Origin of the sequence: Trichocoleus sp. FACHB-40 (assembly GCF_014695915.1) — a bacterium.
GTDB lineage: Bacteria > Cyanobacteriota > Cyanobacteriia > Cyanobacteriales > FACHB-T130 > Funiculus > Funiculus sociatus.
Window position 1 is genome coordinate 24488 of the sequence record NZ_JACJPF010000100.1, and the last position, 21770, is coordinate 46257.

The 21770-nt window shown below is 45.6% G+C and carries 11 protein-coding genes; all 11 read left to right on the forward strand.

The window, feature by feature from the left end:
- Positions 1-29 precede the first annotated feature (29 nt).
- The 11 genes from H6F63_RS22640 to H6F63_RS22690 all read left to right on the forward strand — a co-directional run bounded on the left by H6F63_RS22640 (position 30) and on the right by H6F63_RS22690 (position 21765).
- A complete protein-coding gene (locus H6F63_RS22640; protein ID WP_190639666.1) occupies positions 30-1205 on the forward strand; it encodes a P-aminobenzoate N-oxygenase AurF in 1176 nt (391 codons plus the stop codon).
- A 53-nt stretch (positions 1206-1258) separates the two neighbouring features.
- Positions 1259-2308: an aromatic ring-hydroxylating dioxygenase subunit alpha gene (locus H6F63_RS22645; RefSeq protein ID WP_242020048.1), complete on the forward strand. Its 1050-nt coding sequence runs from the start codon at positions 1259-1261 to the stop codon at positions 2306-2308.
- Positions 2309-2455: 147 nt separating this feature from the next.
- On the forward strand, positions 2456-2743 hold the full coding sequence (locus H6F63_RS22650) for a 2Fe-2S iron-sulfur cluster-binding protein (protein ID WP_190639667.1): 288 nt from the start codon (positions 2456-2458) through the stop codon (positions 2741-2743).
- A gap of 72 nt (positions 2744-2815) precedes the next feature.
- A complete protein-coding gene (locus tag H6F63_RS31170; RefSeq protein ID WP_190639668.1) occupies positions 2816-3838 on the forward strand; it encodes a Rieske 2Fe-2S domain-containing protein in 1023 nt (340 codons plus the stop codon).
- A gap of 66 nt (positions 3839-3904) precedes the next feature.
- Positions 3905-4642 (forward strand): sterol desaturase family protein, encoded by a 738-nt coding sequence (locus tag H6F63_RS22660; RefSeq protein WP_190639669.1) that lies wholly within the window; start codon positions 3905-3907, stop codon positions 4640-4642.
- Between the two features lie 84 nt (positions 4643-4726).
- A complete protein-coding gene (locus H6F63_RS22665; protein WP_190639670.1) occupies positions 4727-5341 on the forward strand; it encodes an acyl transferase in 615 nt (204 codons plus the stop codon).
- 72 nt (positions 5342-5413) lie between these two features.
- Positions 5414-6958, forward strand: a complete 1545-nt coding sequence (locus H6F63_RS22670; protein WP_190639736.1) for a GH3 auxin-responsive promoter family protein — start codon at positions 5414-5416, stop codon at positions 6956-6958.
- Between the two features lie 280 nt (positions 6959-7238).
- On the forward strand, positions 7239-7604 hold the full coding sequence (locus tag H6F63_RS22675; protein ID WP_190420735.1) for a Lin0512 family protein: 366 nt from the start codon (positions 7239-7241) through the stop codon (positions 7602-7604).
- 242 nt (positions 7605-7846) lie between these two features.
- A complete protein-coding gene (locus H6F63_RS22680; RefSeq protein WP_190639671.1) occupies positions 7847-9316 on the forward strand; it encodes a glycosyl hydrolase family 57 in 1470 nt (489 codons plus the stop codon).
- 886 nt (positions 9317-10202) lie between these two features.
- Complete coding sequence (locus H6F63_RS22685; RefSeq protein ID WP_190639672.1) at positions 10203-16652, forward strand: Calx-beta domain-containing protein; 6450 nt, start codon at positions 10203-10205, stop codon at positions 16650-16652.
- Between the two features lie 490 nt (positions 16653-17142).
- Complete coding sequence (locus H6F63_RS22690; protein ID WP_190639673.1) at positions 17143-21765, forward strand: DUF4347 domain-containing protein; 4623 nt, start codon at positions 17143-17145, stop codon at positions 21763-21765.
- Positions 21766-21770: the final 5 nt, after the last annotated feature.

The following is a 21770-nucleotide window of genomic DNA, read 5'->3' on the forward strand; positions in this document are numbered from 1 at the left end:
GTTAGGTTTTTAACTTGTAAAAAATTTGTATGACTTCAACAATCCAAGAACCCAAAAGCAATACACTTCTAGAAAACGAAAAAGTTTACCGGAAGCTTCAGATTAATTACACCCGCTGCAAGCAACAAGATCATACCCAGTTATTAGACGAAGCAGCAGCGTCTTTCCGCTATGAAGATTGCCAAGATGAATACTGGAACCCAGAGGAATTTTCCTTACTTTACGGTACTCCCTTATGGGAACAATCTAGCGCAAGTCAGAGGATAATTTTAAATCAACTTTATTGGGTTGCATATTACTCGCAAATTATCTCTGCCGAAATTGCTACAATCTACTTTAATCAAACTAGCGCCGCCGGATTATATGCTCAAGAAGACTTTCGTTTAGTCTGCGATATTCTGGATCTTGAATCTGGGCAAGAACGCGCTCACATAAACGCCTTTAAAACAATTTCTACTCAGGTAGAAGCTGCCCTTTTTGGAAAGCGAGTTTTCAGCTACCCGATGCGCGGGCCTTTTACGGAGACGATGATTTTTGCTGACACCAACGCTTTAAAAGCATGGTGGAAAAAACTTCAACTTCAGTGCTTCGGACTCCTTAGTGCGGGAAACACCTTTCTGGCTTGCCAATACTTTACGGTACGGGGTGTGCGGACGTTAAACGGTAAGCTAGTGCAGCACAAACTCAGCAATTACTATCAAAAACATCCCAACCAAGAAAAAGCTCCTATTCCCGCAAAGATTTCCTACTATCACTTCATGGATGAGAGCTTTCATTTTAACAGCTCTACCATCCTCTCCCATGATGTAATAAATTGCCTGAAATCGCCGACAGCTTTTGAAAGTTTTGTGGCGAACTTAGGGATACGTGGTTGTCAGAAAGATCATTATCACTTCTCAGCAGCAATCAATGGTATATTTTGGTACGATCCTGCCTTATACCCAGCGATTTACGAAGTGATGCGATCGCGTGTTTTTGGGATGAGCGATCGCGAAGCTAAAGAAATGATCCAAAAATGCTTCACCCAAGAATCCGAAGGCTTAAATCGCAGCTACGAAACCCACAAAGAAGCCATCGAATCATACAAAGTATACCTCGAAAAAATTAACTACACTTGGAAAACTAACAAAGAAATGTCTATCATGTCTGCCAATTCCATCCCCAAATACCTCGCCACCCAAAAAAAGGCAATTGGTAACTGGTAAGCAGGTTTCTCGTTTCTCCTCTGCGTTCTCTGCGCCTGTGCGGTTTTTTCCTTATGAACCAGCTACAAAACCAAAACACCCAACCACTGTTAAAGATGAAAATCTTTAACAACTGGGACATTATTGCCAAAGGCTGGTACATAGCGTGTCCTAGCAGAGAACTTCCCCTCTTAAAAGCAAAATCTTTAGAACTTTGCGGACAAAGAATAGTAATATTTCGAGGACAAGACGGAAAAGTTCGTGCCTTAGATGCCTATTGTCCGCACATAGGAACTGACTTAGGAATTGGACGAGTAGATGGGAATTTGATTCGCTGCTTTTTCCATCATTGGGCATTTGATGGCGAAGGTAACTGCAAGGATATCCCTTGTGAAGCAACCATTCCTGAAAAAGCCCGTCTTCAATCTTATGTTACCGAAGAAAAATACGATCTAATTTGGGTTTATCCAGATGCTAAAGCTCCCGAAGGCGTAGCAGAATTCGAGGAACTCAAAGGCAAATCAATTGTAACCATACATGACAAAGCCTTTGAGCGCAGTTGTCACCATCACATTTGCATGATAAACGGAATTGATGCTCAACATCTGCAAACAGTCCACAAAGTAGACATCAAAATGGAACTATCTTTAAATGAAAATAAATCTGGCACGTTGATTGATTTTACACTCAAAGGCGAGTTGCCCAAAACCACGCGCCGAGAACGTATTGCAGGAAAAATTTTGGGCGATAAGTATGAATATTGCATGAGGTATGCAGATGGCTGTATAGGACTTTTGACAACCATGAAAAATGTGAGGCTTTTTCCCTCACTGCACATGATTTACGCTTATACGCCTGTAGAACCTGGCAGAACTTGCATTCAGCCGATGTATGTAGCTGAGAAGAGAAAAGGGCTTTTCGGCTGGTTTATGACGCGACTATTACTTTTTTTCACCAGGTTGGGATACTACGCTTTGCGTGGTGAGGATGGAAAAATATATGACAATATTCGGTTTAATCCGAATGTGTTGCTGGCTATTGATACGCCTTTAGTAAAGTATATGCAATATGTTAATCAACTTGAACCTTCGGTATGGTCAAGAAAATTAACTGACACACAGTAAATAAGTAACCCAAAGTATTTTTGTAATAATTAATTTAAAGGAAGCACAGAGTCACGGAAAAGGTAGAGGAAAGAAATTATAAAAAAGATGTGGTGGTTGAGTTGAGGTAAAGAAACCAATTCTAGAATTAGCAATCAACTAAAAGCAATGAGTTATCCACGTTGTGTAGTTAGTTTTCCAGGGACAAATTATGCACCGCTAACTCTGGAAAAAAATGAGAATCTTTCGGAACATCTGACGGTGCAAAATTCCCCGGTACTTTTTGGCTGCCGTACCGGAGTTTGTGGGACTTGTCTTGTAGTTGTAGAAGGTGATATTCCTCCTCCAAGTAAAGAAGAAAAGGAGGTTTTGGAAATTTTGGCTCCGGGTGATATTCGAGCAAGGTTAGCTTGTCAACTGAATTTGACGAACGATATTGCGATCGCACTCTTGTAAATTAAAAATCCAAAATTAAAAATTAAAAATTTACAAGACACTTTTTTAATTTTTGATTTATTGTGAAAAACAGTGAAATTTGAAGATTTTTGGTACGTTGTCGCACTCAGCGAACATCTGACATCTAATACTGTGCTGGAACGCACAGTTCTGGGTGAATGGCTGGCAATTTTTCGAGATGAAGAGGGAAAACCTGTTGCACTACGCGATCGCTGTATGCACAGAAACAGCCGTCTCTCGCGGGGAAATATCTGTCAGGGAAAAATTCAGTGTCCCTATCACGGCTGGCTTTACGACAAAACTGGCAAGGTGGTAGCTGTTCCCGCCGAGGGAGAAAATTTTAAGGCTACTAATGCTCGTCGCACGCAGAATTATGACACAAAAGAGCAGGATGGATACGTGTATGTAAGGCTGGTGCAGAATCCAGAAGAGGAATTTGAGCCTTTTGCAATGCCTTACTATGATAAACCTGGATGGCAAACGGTGCGGGTAATTAACCGCTTCCGGAACAATGTTACTAACTGTGCGGAGAACTTTATTGATATTCCTCACACTGTTTCTGTTCATCCTGGGGTATTTCGCACGCCTCGCTGTTCAAAGTTAGAAATGACCGTAGAGAGACGCAATGGATCAGTTTTTGCTGAATACCGAAATGAAACTACTAACCTCGGCTGGTATAGCCGTTTTTTAAACCGAGGTGGTTACGAAATTCGACACACAGATAGCTTTCATATGCCGAATGTCACCAGTGTAGAGTACGACATGGGGCCAAGAAGAAGGCTTTTTATTACCAGTCAGTCTGTACCCGAAGCAGAAGACTCGACTCTCGTTTATACAGACGTGACTTTCAACTACGGAATCTGGAGCAAAATTGCTCGTCCTTTTGTGCGTTGGACTGCACAATACATTATCCGTCAAGATGTAGAAATTTTGGGTATTCAACAGGATGTAATTGAAAAATATGGCACTCAGTTTGCCAATACTCCCGCTGATACAATCCACCTTTTTGTTGAATCTATCCGGAATAAGATTGCATCTGGCGAAGATCCTAGAACGCTATCTGATAAGGCAGTTAAAGTAAATTTTTGGGTTTAAAGATTGTTGAGGCGAAGAATTCAAAGTTGTTAGTTAAGATTCCAAAATTCACCAATTACCTTTTTTATGGGAGTTTTCGCTGCATTTGTGATTTTGATGACGCTGACTGCTACTAATAACCGCAGTTTAACAGCACTCCGATCGAGAAATTTTGAAGAGTGGGCTCTGGATGTCGTTGGTTTGTTTTTTCAGGGCATTCTCATACCCATTTTGCAAGGTACAGTAGTTTACCAACTTTACCACTATATTTTACCGAGCGATCGCGCTTTATTTGCATTGCCTCCAGTCACAGCATTTTTCCTTAGCTTCGTTGTTGTAGATTACCTCTACTACTGGAACCATCGCCTGCTGCATAGCCGATGGCTATGGAATTTGCATCTGGTACATCATACCAGCACCGAAATGAATGTTCTTTCTACCTCTAGAAATACCCTGTGGACAAGTTTTTTAATTATCTACTTGTGGGTTCACGCTTTGTTTATTTATCTACTACAAGATCCCACCTGGTATATTGCAGGTATTAGCCTCAGTTCAGCTTTGGACTTATGGCGACACAGCACAACAACACCCAAACCAAACTCCGCCCTTTATCGCTGGCTGTCGATTTTACTCATCTTACCTCAGGATCATGCTTGGCATCATGCGAGTGAAAACTTTAGCGGGAATTATGGAGCAAATTTAAAGTTTTGGGATCTGATACACGGTACTTATTATAAATGTGATAAGGCCCCGAAATCTTTAGGGATTAAAACTAATTTAAGTTTAAGCCAAAAATTATTTTATCCCTTTTCAAGGACAGAGTAAAAATATAAAAAATAGGTTGCGTTAAGCATTAAACCGTAACGCATATTATACGAATATTGCGTCACTCTATAAATCCCAAATTAAATGACTTTTCTCAGCGTAATACTTTCATTTTTCCCCGCCATAATCATCTTGCTAGCTGTTTCGTCTTTTCTCTGGGTTTGTTTCTCACCAGGAATCTTCAGCATCTTAACTTTGCTTTTTTCTCTGTACGGATTCCCACTTTTGGTATATCGGATTCATGGGCTTTTTTACCCAATCAAAGAAGGTATTAGCTATCTAGGCACAAAAGAGTATTCACCTTGGTGGGGAAGTCACCAAATCCAAGTTATATACATTGCCTTTCCTGCACTAGAAACATTGCTTCGCTTAATTCCTGGTGCATTTTCCATTTGGCTCCGCCTCTGGGGTGCAAAAGTCGGTAAAAGCGTTTACTGGACACCACAACTAGAAATCTCAGATCGCGGATTAGTTGAAATAGGCGATCGCGTAATTTTCGGACACGGAATTGGAATTTATTCGCACATCATAAAACCCAAAAAAAATGACTTAATGCTGTATGTAAAGAAAGTAAAAATTGGCACCAACGTATTTTTAGGAGCTTGGAATCATGTTGGGCCCGGAGTCGCAGTTGAAGACGCAACCTATGTGCCAGTTGCTACTCATTTATATCCAAACAAAAAGTTTTCCAAAGATTAGAACTTATTGAAAAATTGTCTGGGTAACGAAACCTACTTTTAACCTGTTCTTTACGGTTTATTCCTGATTATGATGCACCATATTATCAACCTCTTCGGAAACCTTCTCGCTCCTGCTGCTCAAAAATTTCTTCACGCACTAGATAATCCTCAAAAAATGCAGCAATCTGTTCAACAAGAGATTGTATACCGTCTTGCCAAGAGCGAATATGGCAAATCTTTAGGTATCAACTCTATTGCTGATTGGCACCGCATTCCTATTGTTGAATATCAAGATATTCAGGAATGGGTTGAGAAACAGAAACAAACTAAAGCTCCAATTCTTACATCTGATCCCATACTTTTTTACGAGAAGACTTCCGGAAGTAGCGGCGCAGCTAAATGGATTCCTTACACACAATCTCTGCGATCTTCATTTAATCATATGTTCTGTGTTTGGGCGTATGACCTAATTCAGCATGGGCCAAAATTTTCCACTGGCAAGATATACTTTTGTATTTCTCCTCAGCTTGGAAATGATGCTACCACAGAGTCAGGAGTGAAAGTTGGACTGAAGGATGATTCGGAATATTTAGATGGATGGTTGAGACAGTTTCTGAGTCCTTTTTTAGTTTTGTCTCCCGGAATAAATAGCCTCCGCAATCCAGAAGAGTTCAAAAATAAACTTTCTCAAACTTTGCTACTTGAGGAGAACCTAGAAATTATCTCAATTTGGAGTCCAAGTTTTCTAAAAGTTCACCTAGACTATATCCAAGAACATCAGAAACGGCTTGTTTCTGAACTCGGCAATAAGCTATCAGCAGAACGTCAAAAGTTACTTTTAAAACCAGAAATACCCTGGACAAAGCTTTGGCGAGAACTCAAGCTGATATCCTGCTGGGATAGTGCTAATGCTGCGGATGGTGCAGGATTTTTGCGATCGCTCTTTCCTGGTGTCACGATCCAAGGAAAAGGGTTGCTAGCAACTGAAGCGCCAATAACAATTCCCCTAATTGCGGCCCAGGGATGCGTTCCGCTAATCGATGAGGTGTTTTTTGAGTTTGCGGATGAAAAAGGGAATATCCACCGCCTGCACGAACTTGAGATGGGGAACGTCTATAAGATTATTATTTCGCAAAAGGGGGGTTTGTATCGTTATCGGATAGGCGATCGCGTCCGCGTCACCCATTTTTACAAAAATACACCTTGCCTGGAATTTCTCGGACGAAGTGAGGAGATAAGCGATTTAGTTGGCGAGAAACTTCATTCTGAATTCGTGCGCGAAATTATCGATAGTTTACCGCTAGAAGGAACGTTTTTTAAAAGCTTAGTTCCTGCAACTTTCCCACAGGAACATTATATTCTTTTACTCGACACAGCCAAGCAACCTGCTGATGCGATCGCGCGACAACTAGATGATGCTTTGATGCGGTCGCACCACTATAAAAAAGCTCGGCTTCTAGGTCAACTTTCTCCGGTACGAGTGCTTGTGTCAAGACAAATACCTGAATCTTTAACTATGTACAAAACCCAGTCTGGCGGCAAGTGGGGAGACTTGAAACACCAGCTTCTTGTCACCAAACCAATTAAAGAAAAGCTGCTGCTCGAGTTAGAACAGCTTTCATATACCGTTGTTTAAGAATAATTATAGGTAGAAACCGTGGGAGAGCGAACCCCAGCAAATATCAAAAACAGTGTGGATTTTTTGTACTTTAAAAGCTTGTTGTGATTTACATTAGGCTGGTAAACTTATTTAATAATGAAATGCTTGTTCCTGTTACAGTCCTATTTGAGACTGATTAGCCTCGTCTGTGACTGCGGCAAGGATAAGGCGCGAGTAGGACAAGCCGCGCATCCGCTGTTTTACAATTAGATTCCGCTAAAAAGTCAGAAAATAAAGTGTCGTCAGAGGGGTAGCTGTGGCTCGTAAACGCTTGATTATCGAGATGGGCATGGGGATAGATCAGCACGGACAGGAACCGACTGTTGCCGCAGCAAGGGCTGTAAGGAATGCGATCGCGCACAATGCTTTGCCTGGTGTCTGGGAAGTTGCAGGTTTAAGCGACCCGGATCAAATGATAGTTGAAGTACAAGTTGCAGTACCTTACCCGGAGCAAGTGCGGGAAGCAGAGGTTTTAGCCGTGTTACCTTTCGGTCGCAAAACTCTCACCGTCGAGTCCGGCGGAATGGTCGTTCAAGGTAGAGCAATTCCCTCCCTTAATGATAAAAATGACGAAATGCTCATCGCTGTTGCCGCTGTTACAGTTCTGATTGAAACCGAGTAGTTGAATCGATTAAGCGGGAGCGATCGCTACTATTAATTTGAAAAACCTGTGTCACGATAGTTGTTGTATGCTCTTTTAAGCATCTTCTTGTCTTATGACTCAATCCACAAGCCAAAAACTGCTGGAAACTTTGGAAACGTAGCGACGCAATATATTGCGTTTTGAGTAGAATTAGAAATATTCTCTGCTCGGATTTATTCTAAACCCAATCATTGCAGGATTATTACAATTCTGCTAAAAAAATGCTTTCTTCATCGCCTAAAGTAACGCTTCCCGTTTTGCCAGAAATTATTGATGGATTGCCGAATATTTCTGGGTGGGAAAAAGAGGTTAATTTGGTAGTGAACCGCAATGAACCTGTATTTTTGCAAACTACTAATCTGCGTTTAGAAGATATTTCGGCAGGGTTTGCGATCGCGCTCCATATGCACCAGCCTACCATCCCCGCAGGCTCCAATGGCGAATTCCAGAGCAACCTGCAATATATGTTTGAGCATCCCCAAGAGGGAGACAACCATAATGCAGAACCATTCGCCTATTGTTATAGTCGCATGGGAGATTTTATTCCTGAACTTGTCGCCAATGGTTGCAATCCTCGCGTCATGCTAGATTACTCCGGAAATCTTCTCTGGGGACTGGGACAAATGGGACGCAGAGATGTCTTAGAAAATCTGAAGCGCATTACCATAGATCCAACCTACCAGCCTTATGTAGAATGGCTTGGTACAATGTGGAGTCATGCGGTTGTTCCTTCTACGCCAATTCCAGATATCAAGTTACATATTCAAGCTTGGCAACATTATTTCGCAGCGATTTTTGGTTGGGATGCACTGGCGCGGGTGAAAGGATTTTCTCCACCAGAAATGCACTTGCCAAATCATCCAGATACTTTCTTTGAATTTGTGAAGGCGCTCAAAGAATGCGGATACAAATGGCTGATGGTTCAAGAGCATTCTGTTGAGAGTTTAACAGGTCAATCTCTGCAATACAAACATTTGCCTCACCGTCTAGTTGCTCGTAATTCCAAAGGAGAAACTTTGAGCATTACGGCATTAATTAAAACTCAAGGTTCGGATACAAAATTGGTGGGACAAATGCAGCCTTATTATGAGGCAAAAACTCTATCTCGACAGCAATTAGGTAAGGTTTCTGTGCCGCCAATTGTAACTCAGATTGGAGATGGAGAAAATGGCGGCGTGATGATGAATGAATTTCCCAGCGCCTTTAAGAAAGCTTGGTATGAAATGAGCGGGACGGGTACTGTGGGGATGACGGGGACGGAATATTTAGAATTAATTGAGGCTGCTGGTTGTACGCCTGATGATTATCCAACTTGTCAGCCAATTGGTCAGCACCAAATTTGGGAACGAGTAGCAGATAATTACACTCCGGAAGCTGTAGCAAATGCGATTGAAGAATTGAAGCAAATAAACTCAAATTTTCACATGGATGGTGCTTCTTGGACTAATAACTTGAGTTGGGTGAAGGGATATGAAAATGTCTTGACTCCGATGAATCAGCTTAGTGCTTTGTTTCACGAAAAGGTTGAGATGAAAGAAGGTGTTACTCAGGAATCTCGGTATCGGGAAGCCTTGATGAATAATCTTTTATTGCAAACAAGCTGTTTTCGTTATTGGGGTCAAGGGGTTTGGACTGATTATGCTAGAGAAATTTATCGTCGAGGTGAAGCTAGTCTGAAAAGTAATTTTTAAGCTTTTGGATAAAAAATGAACCACTCTTGAATTGAGCCAAAAAGAGAAAGGAGAAAATGGGAGCATCCCCTTTAGTTTCAACTACTGATGCTTGAGTTTTAACTGCGGACTCCCAACTCCCAACTCCTGATAATTGAGATAGTTTTGCTGTTAATGCGCCTCGTGCTTCGGAAATAACCTGTTCAATATCAGCACCGAATGCAGCAGTCACCGAACTGCGTCTGATTTACTAGCTCTTGTACTCCAAGAGCCAGTTTTTGACTGGGAAATACTATGACCATTCCAACCATTATTTAAGGGTAGTGGTATAGAAGTAGTGATAAATCTACTTTCACCCCCTACTGTACAAGGCTTTGAGCATTGAATATCACTACCTGTTTACCACTACCTATTTAAGTATTATCACTTGCCCGTTATCAGGTGTTTTTCCACTGTCTATAGCAATCCTATATGAAGCGAGTATGAAGCTAGTGTTTATTTTATATAAAATTTTTACTTTTTTATAAGCAAAATTTTTCATCTATCTTAAGATTGGCATATTTATAAAGAGGACACTGGTGCAGAAAATTCAAGATATGCGATCGCGCTTTTGAGCCATCTTTGCTGCAACCGCCGAAAACCTATCTTGTATCAGGGTTGGAGATTGACGAAAAAGCCTAAAAGCTTGTCCAAGTAGGCTTTCCCTGGAAAAATTCATTTATCAACCTAAAAATCGTGATTTATAGAAATTTTTGGGAATTATAGAACTGAAGCTGCCGAAATTCCTCATTTAACTTGCTTGTTGCACATTGGGGAAATTTTGGCAAGGTTAAACAAAATTTAGGGATGCGATCGCGTCCCAGTGTTGATTTGTTACTTAGTGAGAATTTATTGAGAAGTATAAATTATGGCAGACCTATATTTTTCTGAGTATGTCGAGGGTAGCAGTAACAACAAAGCACTCGAAATCTACAACGGCACTGGGGCGGCAATTGACCTGGCAGCAGCAGGTTATGCCATAGACATTTATTCCAACGGTAGCCCTACACCTATTCATACTTTCAACCTGACTGGAACCGTAGCAAATAGCGATGTCTTTGTCTTTGCACTCAATAACGGTACTAATCCAGCTATCATTGCCCAAGCTGACCAGCTGGATACCAATCAATTTAATTGGTACAACGGCGACGATGCCATTGTGCTGCGTAAAAATACAACCATTATTGACGTAATTGGTCAGATTGGCGTAGACCCAGGCACAGAGTGGGGTACTGGGCTTACCAGTACGCAAGACAACACGCTGACTCGAAATCGAAGTGTAACGGCTGGGGATATAAATCCGAATGATGCCTTTAACCCCAGCGCTGAATGGCAAGGATTTCTTGTTAATACATTCAACGGTTTGGGCAGTTACTATGCTGCACCAGTGCTGAATAACGCTGGCTCTGTGACGCTGCCAGCTATTAATGAGGATATACCCGACCCTAACAACATCGGCACTAAGCTCTTTGATCTAATTAGTGGCTTAGTCACAGATGTTAATAATGACCCGCAAGGAATTGCCGTAACGGGGGTAGATAACAGCAACGGCATCTGGCAATACTCACTTGACGGCGGTAGCAATTGGACAAAGTTTGGTGCAGTGTCGGATACCAACGCAACAGTGTTGGGTTGGACAACCTTGTATACAAGTCAAGTAGGTACTGCACCAAGCAGTCAAAGGCTAACGTTTGCGAATCTTAGCGGTGCCATTCAAACTGTGGGTAGTGGTGCGACTACTCTCACTAGCCTTGCCAATAGCAACATATATACTGGCTACACTACATCGTCCTTTACCCTTGACCGAACCAAAGGCTACACCATCAACTTCAGTGTCAAAATCAACACTGAGGATCATAGCCCTGCCAGCGCACAAAAAAACCCCAGTCAAGATTCTATTGCAGATCGAGCTGGTTTCAGCATCATCGCTATTAGCTCAGACGGTCAGAAAGGTATAGAAATTGGCTTTTGGGATAATGAAATCTGGGTGCAGGATGATGGTGTTACGCCTGGTAATGGTTCAATTTTCACCCACACTGTCAATTCTGCCGAGCGCTATTTTGGCAGCACCACGACTTTAAAGGACTATTCCCTGTCGGTTCTAGGCAACAACTACACGCTTTACGCTAACGGTACGCAAATTCTGAGTGGCTTGCTACGGGACTACACCGCCTTTGTGGGATCTATAGACCCTTACGAAACTCCTAACTTTATCTTTTTAGGCGACGACACCACAAGTGCCTCTGCTAGTTTCGACTTGACACGGGTTGCAGTTCAGGCAGCAGAACCAAGAATCCGCTTCGTACCCAACGCCGACTACAACGGCACCACGCCAAATATTACCTTCCGCGCTTGGGATGGGACGGATGGGATTGTTAGCGGTACTACTGGGGTAAACGCCTCAGTAAATGGAGGTACGACACCATTTAGCAGTGCCAGCGAGACAGCCACAATTACAGTTAACCCAATCAACGATGCGCCGACGTTCGTGGCTGGAGGAAATCAAAATGCGATCGCCGGCTCTGGATTACAAACTGTAGCTGGATGGGCAAGCAAGTTCAATCCTGGTGCAACGGAATCAACTCAAAGCGTCGATAGTTACATAGTTAACGTCACTAGCAACCCTGGTATTTTTGCCACTCCGCCGACAATTGACCCCCTGACAGGCAATCTTACTTATACTCCTACTGCAACAATTGGTACAGCTACTACAGCGACAGTTCAAGTCCAAGTCAAGGATAACGGCGGCACTGCTAACGGTGGTGTCGATACCTCAGTAGTGCAAACCTTTCAAATTACCGTCAACCCCGGAACGCCGACAGTTAGCATCCAAGCGATAGATGCTGATGCAGCAGAAGCGGGCGCAAATACTGGAACTTACCAAATTACGCGTACTGGCAACACCACGGGCAATTTAACTGTTAAATTTGCCGTCAGTAACAACATTGCCAGCAGCGGGGACTATACCTTAACAGATAGTAACGGCAATGCGATCGCTATCTCGAATGGAATTGCCACCGTCACTTTATTAGATGGACAACCGTCTTTCAATATTACTCTTAGCGCAGTTGACGACATCCAAGCGGAGGCAGCTGAAACACTAAAGTTAGATTTAGTAGCTGATGGGGCGTATGCGATCGCCTCTTCCCAAAATACCGCAACTGTCACCATCCAGCAAAATGACACGGTAGTAATTAACACTAACGATAGCGGCGAAGGTTCGCTACGACAAGCAATTATCAACGCCAACGCCTTTAGTGGAACCAATACCATCGGTTTTCAGATTGGCACCGGCTTACAAACAATAACACCCCTGTCAGCTTTACCTACCATCAACAACTCGGTAATTATTGACGGCACTACTCAGCCTGGATTTTCTGGTACTCCTATTATTCAATTAACTGGAAGCGGCACGGGTACTGGACTGACAATTACTGCCGGAGATAGTACAGTACGCGGCTTAATAATCAACCGCTTTCAAGATGGCATTGAGTTAAGCGGTGGCGGCAACAATGTTATTGCAGGCAACTTTATTGGGACTAATGCAGCGGGTAATGCAGTAGCAGGTAACTCCCGCTGGGGCGTGTTTATCAACGGTTCCTCTAACAATATCATCGGGGGAACGACGGCAGGTACGCGCAACATTATTTCCGGTAACAGTGTCGGTCTCTTCGTCACTGGTAGCGGGAATCAAATCCAAGGTAACTACATCGGGACTGATGTTACTGGTAATGTTGACTTGGGTAATTCTGCTGACGGTATAACCATCCAAGGAAATAACAACATCATTGGCGGGACGACAACAGGCGCACGTAACGTTATCTCCGGCAATAATCAGAATGGTGTCAGCATTAGCCAAGTCGGTTCCAGCGGAAACCAGGTATTAGGTAACTACATTGGCACGAATGCTGCTGGTAGTGCCGACTTAGGCAACACTCTGAATGGTGTAGAAATTCAATACGCACCCAATAACATTATCGGCGGATCAACGGTAGGCGCAGGTAATGTTATTTCTGGTAATAACAGTAACGGTATCTGGATTACAGGCAACACCGCTACGGGAACTCAGGTATTAGGTAACTACATCGGCACCAATGCCGATGGCAGCAGCGCTTTGGGCAATACCTTCCGGGGAGTATGGCTTACCGACGCTAACGATAACACCATTGGCGGGACAGCAGCAGGAACTGGGAACGCGATCGCTTTTAATGGTCAGCAAGGGGTGTTGGTTAGTTCCGGCATTGGCAATGGTATCCTTGGAAACTCCATCTTCTCCAACACTAGCTTAGGAATTGATCTTGGCAATATCGGCGTAACCGCTAATGATGTCGGTGATGGTGACACGGGGGCGAACAACCTTCAGAATTACCCCCTACTTACTGCTGCAACTGCCAATGGTGTCAACACAACAGTTACAGGAACGTTCAACAGCAACCCCAACGCTACATTCAGGCTGGAATTTTTCTCTAACACAGCCTTAGATGGGTCTGGCAATGGTGAGGGTAAAACATTCCTTGGCTTTACCAATGTAACGACTGATGCCAGTGGCAATGGCAGCTTTACAGCTAATTTGGCGACGGTGGCGTTGGGTAACTTTATTACCGCAACAGCAGCCAATTCCAACAACACCTCCGAGTTTTCCCCCGGAGTACCCGTTACTACACTCGTCAGTATCAATGCTATAGATGCTACTGCTGCTGAATCAGGCACAGATACAGGCATCTACCAGATTACTCGTACTGGTACAACGGGCGATTTGACAGTATATCTTGCTGTTGATGGTAGCAGCACTGCGATCGCAAGCGACTACAATCTCAGTAGCGGCGGTTTGTCCGTGGTGATTCCGGATGGGCAGAGTTTTGTCAATGTTACTCTTACTGCTGTTGATGATACTTTGCCAGAGTTAGCGGAAACGCTGCGGCTAAACTTGGCAACGGGTGCAGGTTACACCATTGATGCTGCTAAGAATAATGCTACGGTAGCGATCGCATCCAACGACACGATTCAATACGCGATTACTACTGCTTCCCCAACTTTAAAGGAAGGTGACACTGGTAAGCAAACCGTTACCTTTACTGTCACGCGCAACGGCGGAATTGGGGTAGCCAGTACCGTTGATTATGCAATTGGTGGGACTGCTACTTCTGGCACTGACTATAACAATATTCTGGTGAGTGGTGGGGGAACTGCTCTTTCTGGCACTATTAATTTTGCTGCTGGTGAGGCGACAAAGACGATTACGTTGGATGTCTTGGGTGACACGACATTTGAACTTAATGAAGATATTTCTGTCACTCTGAGTAATCCTAACCTGACGGCTGCCCCAGAAAGTTCTACGATTACTACAGCTATAGCACAGGTAACGATTACTAATGATGACAAACCGCAAATTAGCATTGATGATGTCAGCGTAACCGAAGGAAATAGCGACACAACTAACGCTACGTTTACTATTAGCCTTTCTAATGCAAGTAGCGAAACTGTCACGGTAAATTACGCCACATCTGACAGTACAGCTACCACAGTTGATGGCGATTATACCAGCGTTACATCAACACCCATCACCTTCAACCCTGGAGAAACAACCCAAACCATCACTGTTGCTATTAAGGGTGATAATAAATTTGAGACAAATGAAACCTTTAACGTGAATCTCAGTGGTGCGACTAATGCCACCATTGCTGATAACACGGGAGTTGGTACGATTACTAATGATGACAATCAACCGCAAATTAGCATTGATGATGTCAGCATCACTGAAGGCAACGACGGCACTGTTAATGCCATCTTCACTGTTAGCCTCTCCAACCCCAGCAGCTTACCTGTCAGCATCAACTACGCCACAGCTAATAATACCGCGATCGCTAGTAGTGACTACACTACTACCAATGGCACCTTAACCTTCAACGCTGGAGTCACCACTCAAACCATCAGCGTTCCGGTTGTTGGTGAATTGGTGAGTGAAGCAAATGAAAGCTTTTTTGTCAACCTTTCCAACCCAATCAATGCCACAATTGCCGATAACCAGGGTATCGGCACTATCATCGACAACGACGCGGCTGGCTTCACCATTTCCCCGATTAGCGGTAACACTACCGAAGCCGGAGGAAAAGCCACCTTCACCGTAAAATTGAATAGCGCCCCCACTGCTGATGTCACAATTGGTTTAACCAGTTCTGACACAACCGAAGGCAAAGTTTCGGCATCTAGCCTCACTTTCAGTGCCAATAATTGGAGTATCGCCCAGACTGTAACCGTCACTGGTGTTGATGATGCGATCGCTGATGGCAATATTCCTTACAGCATTATCACTGCCCCAGTAGTCAGCACTGATAGTAAATACAACAACCTTAACCCTAACGATGTCGCTGTCACCAATATCGACAATGACATTGCTGGCTTTACCATCACCCCAGCGAGGCGACTACAAACCACCGAAGCGGGTGGCCAAGCCAGCTTCACTGTGAAACTCAATAGCCAACCCACAGCTAATGTCACCCTTGGTTTAGTCAGTTCTGATACCACCGAAGGCATTTCCACCTCTAGCCTCACCTTCACCCCGAACAATTGGAATATTGCCCAAACTGTGACTGTTACGGGTGTGGATGATGCAGTTGTTGATGGTAACATCGCTTACAAGATACTCACTAAACCAGCCGTCAGCGCTGATAGCAAATACAACCGACTTAACCCGGTTAATGTCGCTGTTAGAAACGCGGACAACGATACAGCTGAATTTAACGTGATTAACGGCACATCAGTTTCTGAAACATTGGTGGGAACCACTCAAAGCGATCGCATCTATGGTTTCGGTGGAAATGACACCATTTCCGCTGGACTAGGAAACGACCAAATTTACGGTGATGATGGCAACGACACCCTAATTGGCGATATCAGCAATAACTTGGTTGCGGGTGGCGATGACTTTATTTATGGCGGTACGGGAAGCGATCGCATCTATGGCAACGATGGCAATGATTTCCTCTACGGCGAGTCAGGAAACGATCTAATTTTCGGCGATTCTGGCAATGACCTTCTCAGAGGCGGCTTAGGCAATGATCTTGTTACGGGTGGTACTGGACGCGATACCTTTGTCCTTGCCAGAGGCGAAGGCACTGACATCATCCAAGACTTTCAAATTGGTAGTGACTTCATTGGTTTAGCTGGCGGTTTGAGTTTGGGTCAGTTGTTGATTACACAAAGAAGCAGTCAAACTGTGATTACTAATAACTCGAATGGTGAGGTTTTAGCAGCTTTGAATAATGTTAATGCTGCTACTCTCCAAAGCTACGCTTCCAGCACTTTTGTGACGATTTAGTATCTAACGCCTAACCCCTTCCGGTTCCGGGAAGGGGAAAAACATTAGCCCTTCTCCTCAAAAGAGAGGGGTTTAAGTATTTGCGTATGAATTTTAAAGCTACCGTAAAACTTTGACAAAGTTTCTCGATACTACGCTATTTGGCGTATATCATCCCCCTAAAGATATATTATCGTTAATAAAAGAAACCAATATTGAGAGGGATGGATACTGAAAAACTACCGACTTCACAGTTGTACGCGATCGCAGACAGCACTGCCTGAGCGCAATTACCGTTGTAAGCGGGTAAAAAATAATACATTAATATTCGCCCTCACTTACCTTGCCACCCAAACAACGCCATCTGCGTCAGACTCCTAACCCACTGGTGGCAAGCTTTTTACCAATTAATTTTTTGTCAATACCACCAAGTTATTTGGCAGCGCGATGTAAAGCGATTCGCGCCCGAATTCTGATGGCTTCTAGTAACTAACTATAAGGAATCCTCACCGTGCAAGACCTCAACCAGAACGCCAACCTCAATCAAGACTCCACCAATTCTATGACTGAAGTTACTTCCACCACCGCAAATAAAGAGATTGTTTTCATCGATGCCACAGTTGCGGATAAAGAAAGTCTGGCGGCGGGTGTGAAACCGGGGACAGAAGTAATTATCCTCGACTCGACGCGAGATGGTGTAGCACAGATTACCGAAGTGCTGGCAAATCGCAGCGACATCGCCAGCGTTCACATCGTCTCCCACGGTGCTGAAGGTAGTTTGCAACTGGGAGCGAGTGCAGTTAACTCAGATAACCTGCAAGCTTACAGCAACTCTCTACAGCAGTGGGCGAGTGCTTTAACAGCTGATGCGGATATTCTCCTGTATGGTTGCGATGTGGCATCTGGAGAGACTGGGGAAGCCTTTGTGCAACAGCTGAGTCAATTGACGAGGGCGGATGTTGCGGCTTCTGATGACTTGACGGGGAGTGCGGCGTTGGGGGGTGATTGGGTGCTAGAAGTTGCAGGGGGCAGCATTGAGACACCCTTGGCGTTTCAGCTTGGAGTAATGCAGGCATATAGCGATGTTCTGGCTAACTTCAACGCTGGTACATCTGCTGAACTGCAAGCCGCTATCAACTCAGCTAACACCCTAGCCGGAGACGACACGATTACCCTCACAAGCAACATTACCCTTGCAGGTGCACTGCCCCAAATTAATAGCAATATCGCTTTTATTGGTGGTGGTAACACTATCAGTGGTAATAATCAGTTTCAGATTTTCTTCGTTAACAACGGCACTGTCAGCTTCTCGAACCTCACAATCGCCAATGGATTGGCACAAGGTGGCAATGGTAATAACGCTGCCGCCGGCGGCGGCGGCGGCGGCGGCGGGATGGGGGGTGCCCTATTCATCAACAACGGCACTGTCAACGTTAACAGCGTTGTCTTCAATGGTAATCAGGCGCTAGGCGGCAGTGGCGGCATTGGTAGCAACGGCAGTGGCGGCATAGCCGGCGGCAGTGGCGGCAGCGGCTCCGGCTTTGGTGGCAGTGGCGGCAGTGGCGGCATCCCCGGCGTCGGCTCCGGCTTTGGTGGCAGTGGCGGTTTTGGCGGCGGCGGCGGCGGCGGCACCTTCGGCTTTGGTGGCAGCGGCGGCTTTGGCGGCGGCGGCGGCGGCGCAGGCATTGGCGGTTTTGGCGGCGCAGGCATTGGCGGTTTTGGCGGCAGCGGCGGCTTCGAGAGCTACGGCGGCAGCGGCGGCGGTGGCGCAGGGCTTGGCGGGGCTATTTTTATCAGATCTGGCTCCTTAAACCTAATCAACACCAATTTTCAGAACAACTCAACTGTTGGCGGCAGTGGCGGCGCACCTACCTACAACTACCCTAGAAGTCGAGGTCAGAATGGTCAGGGCAAGGGCGGTGCGATTTTCGTGAATACGGGTGCCACTGTCAGCGCTTCTAATCTGACCTTTAGTGGGAATACTGCCCTTAATAGTGCTGGCACCGATACGGATAACGGTAATGTTTATGGGACGATCGTCGCCGCTAACCAAGCTCCCGTCTTGGACAACACGGGGAACCCTACCCTAATAGAAATTACCGAAGACCCAACCACTAACAATGGCACCCTTGTTTCTGCCCTCATCGCCAGTGGTGCTGGCGGCAACCCCATCACCGACGCTGACACGGGTGCTGTCGAAGGCATCGCCGTCACAGGTGTAGACAATACCAACGGCACCTGGCAATACTTCATAAACGGCGGTACGACCTGGAGTAACTTCACTGTCTCCCCCACCTCTGCCACAGTTTTAAGGGATACAGCTAGTATCCGCTTCGTCCCCAATCTCAACTACAATGGCAGCGTCGCAGACGGAATCACCTTCCGCGCTTGGGATGCCACAGACGGACGCGCCAGCGGCACTACTGGGGTCAACCCTGGTGTTGGTGGTGGCGCAACCGCCTTCAGCACTGCTTCTGAGACAGCCAGCATTACCGTCACTCCCGTCAACGATGCCCCCGTCGCTGTCAATGACAGCCTCACCACCAGCGAAGACACGCCACTCATCATCTCGCAACTGCTAGCTAACGACACCGATGCCGAGGGCAATGCCCTGACCATCACCGAGATTACCCAGCCCAGCAACGGCACAGTGGTGAGGAATGCTAATGGCACCTACACCTACACCCCCAGCGCCAACTACAACGGTGCTGACAGCTTCACCTACACCATCAGCGACAACCAAGGCGGCACTTCCACCGCCACGGTAAATCTTAACGTCACCCCCGTCAACGATGCCCCTACCGTCACCCTTCCCGGTGCAGCCGTCTCCTACACCGAAAACGCCGCCCCTATAGCCATCGACAGCATCGCTACGGTAGCAGACCCCGACTCAGCCAACTTTGGAGGCGGAACCCTCACCGTCAGCTACACCGCAGGCGGCAGCCCCTCCGACCAACTTAGTATCAGTAAAAACGGCAATATCTTTGTACGCAACACCACCGTCTACTATACGGAATTTCCGATTGGCACCATCACCAGCAATGGCAACAACGGCAACAATCTCGTCATCAACTTAAATGACAATGCCGCACCTATCGTTACTGAGGAATTGCTCAGAAGTATCAGCTACAGCAACACTTCCGACAATCCTACCGCTTCACGCAGCGTACAATTTGTCCTCACCGATGGCAATGGCGGCACCAGCATCGCCGCCACTAAAACCATCAACGTTGCCGTAGTTAACGACGCCCCCGTCGCTGCCAACGACAGCCTCACCACCAACGAAGACACGCCACTCATCATCTCGCAACTGCTAGCTAACGACACCGATGCCGAGGGCAATGCGCTGACCATCACCGAGATTGCCCAGCCCAACAACGGCACAGTGGTGAGGAATGCTAATGGCACCTACACCTACACCCCCAGTGCCAACTACAACGGTGCTGACAGCTTCACCTACACCATCAGCGACAACCAAGGCGGCACTTCCACCGCCACGGTAAATCTTAACGTCACCGCAGTTAACGATGCCCCCACCTTCAATGCAGGCGCTTCTCAAGTCGTCATGGCAAATTCGGGAGTGCAAACCGTTACCGGATGGGCTACTAATTTTAATCCGGGTGCAGCCAACGAATCAACTCAAACACTTGACAGCTACGTAGTTAATGTAGTAGATAACGCAGACATCTTTGAAGCCGCGCCCACCATTGATGCTCAGGGCAACCTAACATTCACCCTAGTTGCTAACCTTACCACTAGCACCACTGCAACCATCGAAGTCCGCGCCAAAGACAACGGCGGAACCGCCAATGGTGGTGTCGATATCTCAGCACCAAAGACTTTCAACATTACCGTCAACCCGGAACCGAAGATTAGCATCAGTGATGTCACGATTACTGAAGGCAACAGGGGTGTCAGCTATGCTGAGTTCCAGGTTTCGCTTTCCAACGCCAGCAGCAGTGTTGTCAGTGTCAACTACGCTACCGCTAACAATACTGCTGCTGCTGGCAGCGACTACACCGCCACCCAGGGCATCTTAACTTTCGATCCCGGTGTCACTAGCAAAACCTTCCGGGTAGCTGTGAATGGTGACAGGGTGGATGAAGCAAATGAAAGCTTTTTTGTCAACCTGTCTAATCCCAGCAAAGCCACAATTGCCGATGCTCAAGGAGTCGGAAATATCACCGATAACGACACCGCAGGTTTCACCATCACCCCAATCAGCGGCAATACTAGCGAAGCAGGTGGTACGGCAAGCTTCAGCGTCAAGCTAAATAGCAAACCGACTGCTAACGTGGCTCTAGGTTTAGCCAGTTCCGACACCACCGAAGGCACTGTTTCCACAAATACGCTCACTTTCACGGCGAATAACTGGAATGTGGCGCAAACTGTCACCGTTAAAGGTGTTGACGATACGCTGGTTGATGGTAATCTTGCTTACAAGATCCTTACTAACCCCGCTGTTAGCGCTGACAGTAAATATAACAACCTAAATCCGGTTGATGTGACTGTTACCAACATCGACAACGATGTTGCCACCACCAACGTTATCAACGGCAATAGTTTAGTTGCCATTTCCGAAACGTTGGTAGGAACAGCTCAAAACGACCTGATTAATGGTTATGGCGGTCACGATACCATGAGTGGTGGTATGGGTAGCGATCGCATCTACGGTGGCGATGGCAACGATAACTTAATCGGTGATACTACCGCTCTAACGGGAACTTTCGGTGGCGACGATCTGATTTGGGGCGGTAGGGGAAGCGATCGCATCTACGGCGGTTACGGCAACGATATGCTGTACGGCGAAGCTGGAAACGATCAAATTTGGGGCGACGTTGGCAACGACTTACTCAGTGGCGGTACTGGTAACGATATTCTTACGGGTGGTGCTGGACGTGATACTTTTGTCCTAGCTAAGGGTGAAGGTAGCGATATGATTACTGACTTCCGAGTTGGTGAAGATTTGATTGGTTTAGCTGGCGGTTTAAGTTTAGGTCAGGTGTCGATTACGCAAAGAAGCACTCAAACTGTGATTACTAATAACTCGAATGGTGAGTTGTTAGCCGCTTTGAATAATGTTAATGCTGCTACTTTCCAAAGTTACGCTTCCAGCACTTTCGTCACTATCTAAGTGTA

Coding starts and splice junctions, on each gene's coding strand:
- H6F63_RS22660 (WP_190639669.1), top strand. CDS start 3,905: ATGGGAGTTTTCGCTGCATTTGTGATTTTGATGACGCTGACTGCTACT.
- H6F63_RS22640 (WP_190639666.1), top strand. CDS start 30: ATGACTTCAACAATCCAAGAACCCAAAAGCAATACACTTCTAGAAAAC.
- H6F63_RS22680 (WP_190639671.1), top strand. CDS start 7,847: ATGCTTTCTTCATCGCCTAAAGTAACGCTTCCCGTTTTGCCAGAAATT.
- H6F63_RS22665 (WP_190639670.1), top strand. CDS start 4,727: ATGACTTTTCTCAGCGTAATACTTTCATTTTTCCCCGCCATAATCATC.
- H6F63_RS22670 (WP_190639736.1), top strand. CDS start 5,414: ATGCACCATATTATCAACCTCTTCGGAAACCTTCTCGCTCCTGCTGCT.
- H6F63_RS22645 (WP_242020048.1), top strand. CDS start 1,259: ATGAACCAGCTACAAAACCAAAACACCCAACCACTGTTAAAGATGAAA.
- H6F63_RS22650 (WP_190639667.1), top strand. CDS start 2,456: ATGAGTTATCCACGTTGTGTAGTTAGTTTTCCAGGGACAAATTATGCA.
- H6F63_RS22685 (WP_190639672.1), top strand. CDS start 10,203: ATGGCAGACCTATATTTTTCTGAGTATGTCGAGGGTAGCAGTAACAAC.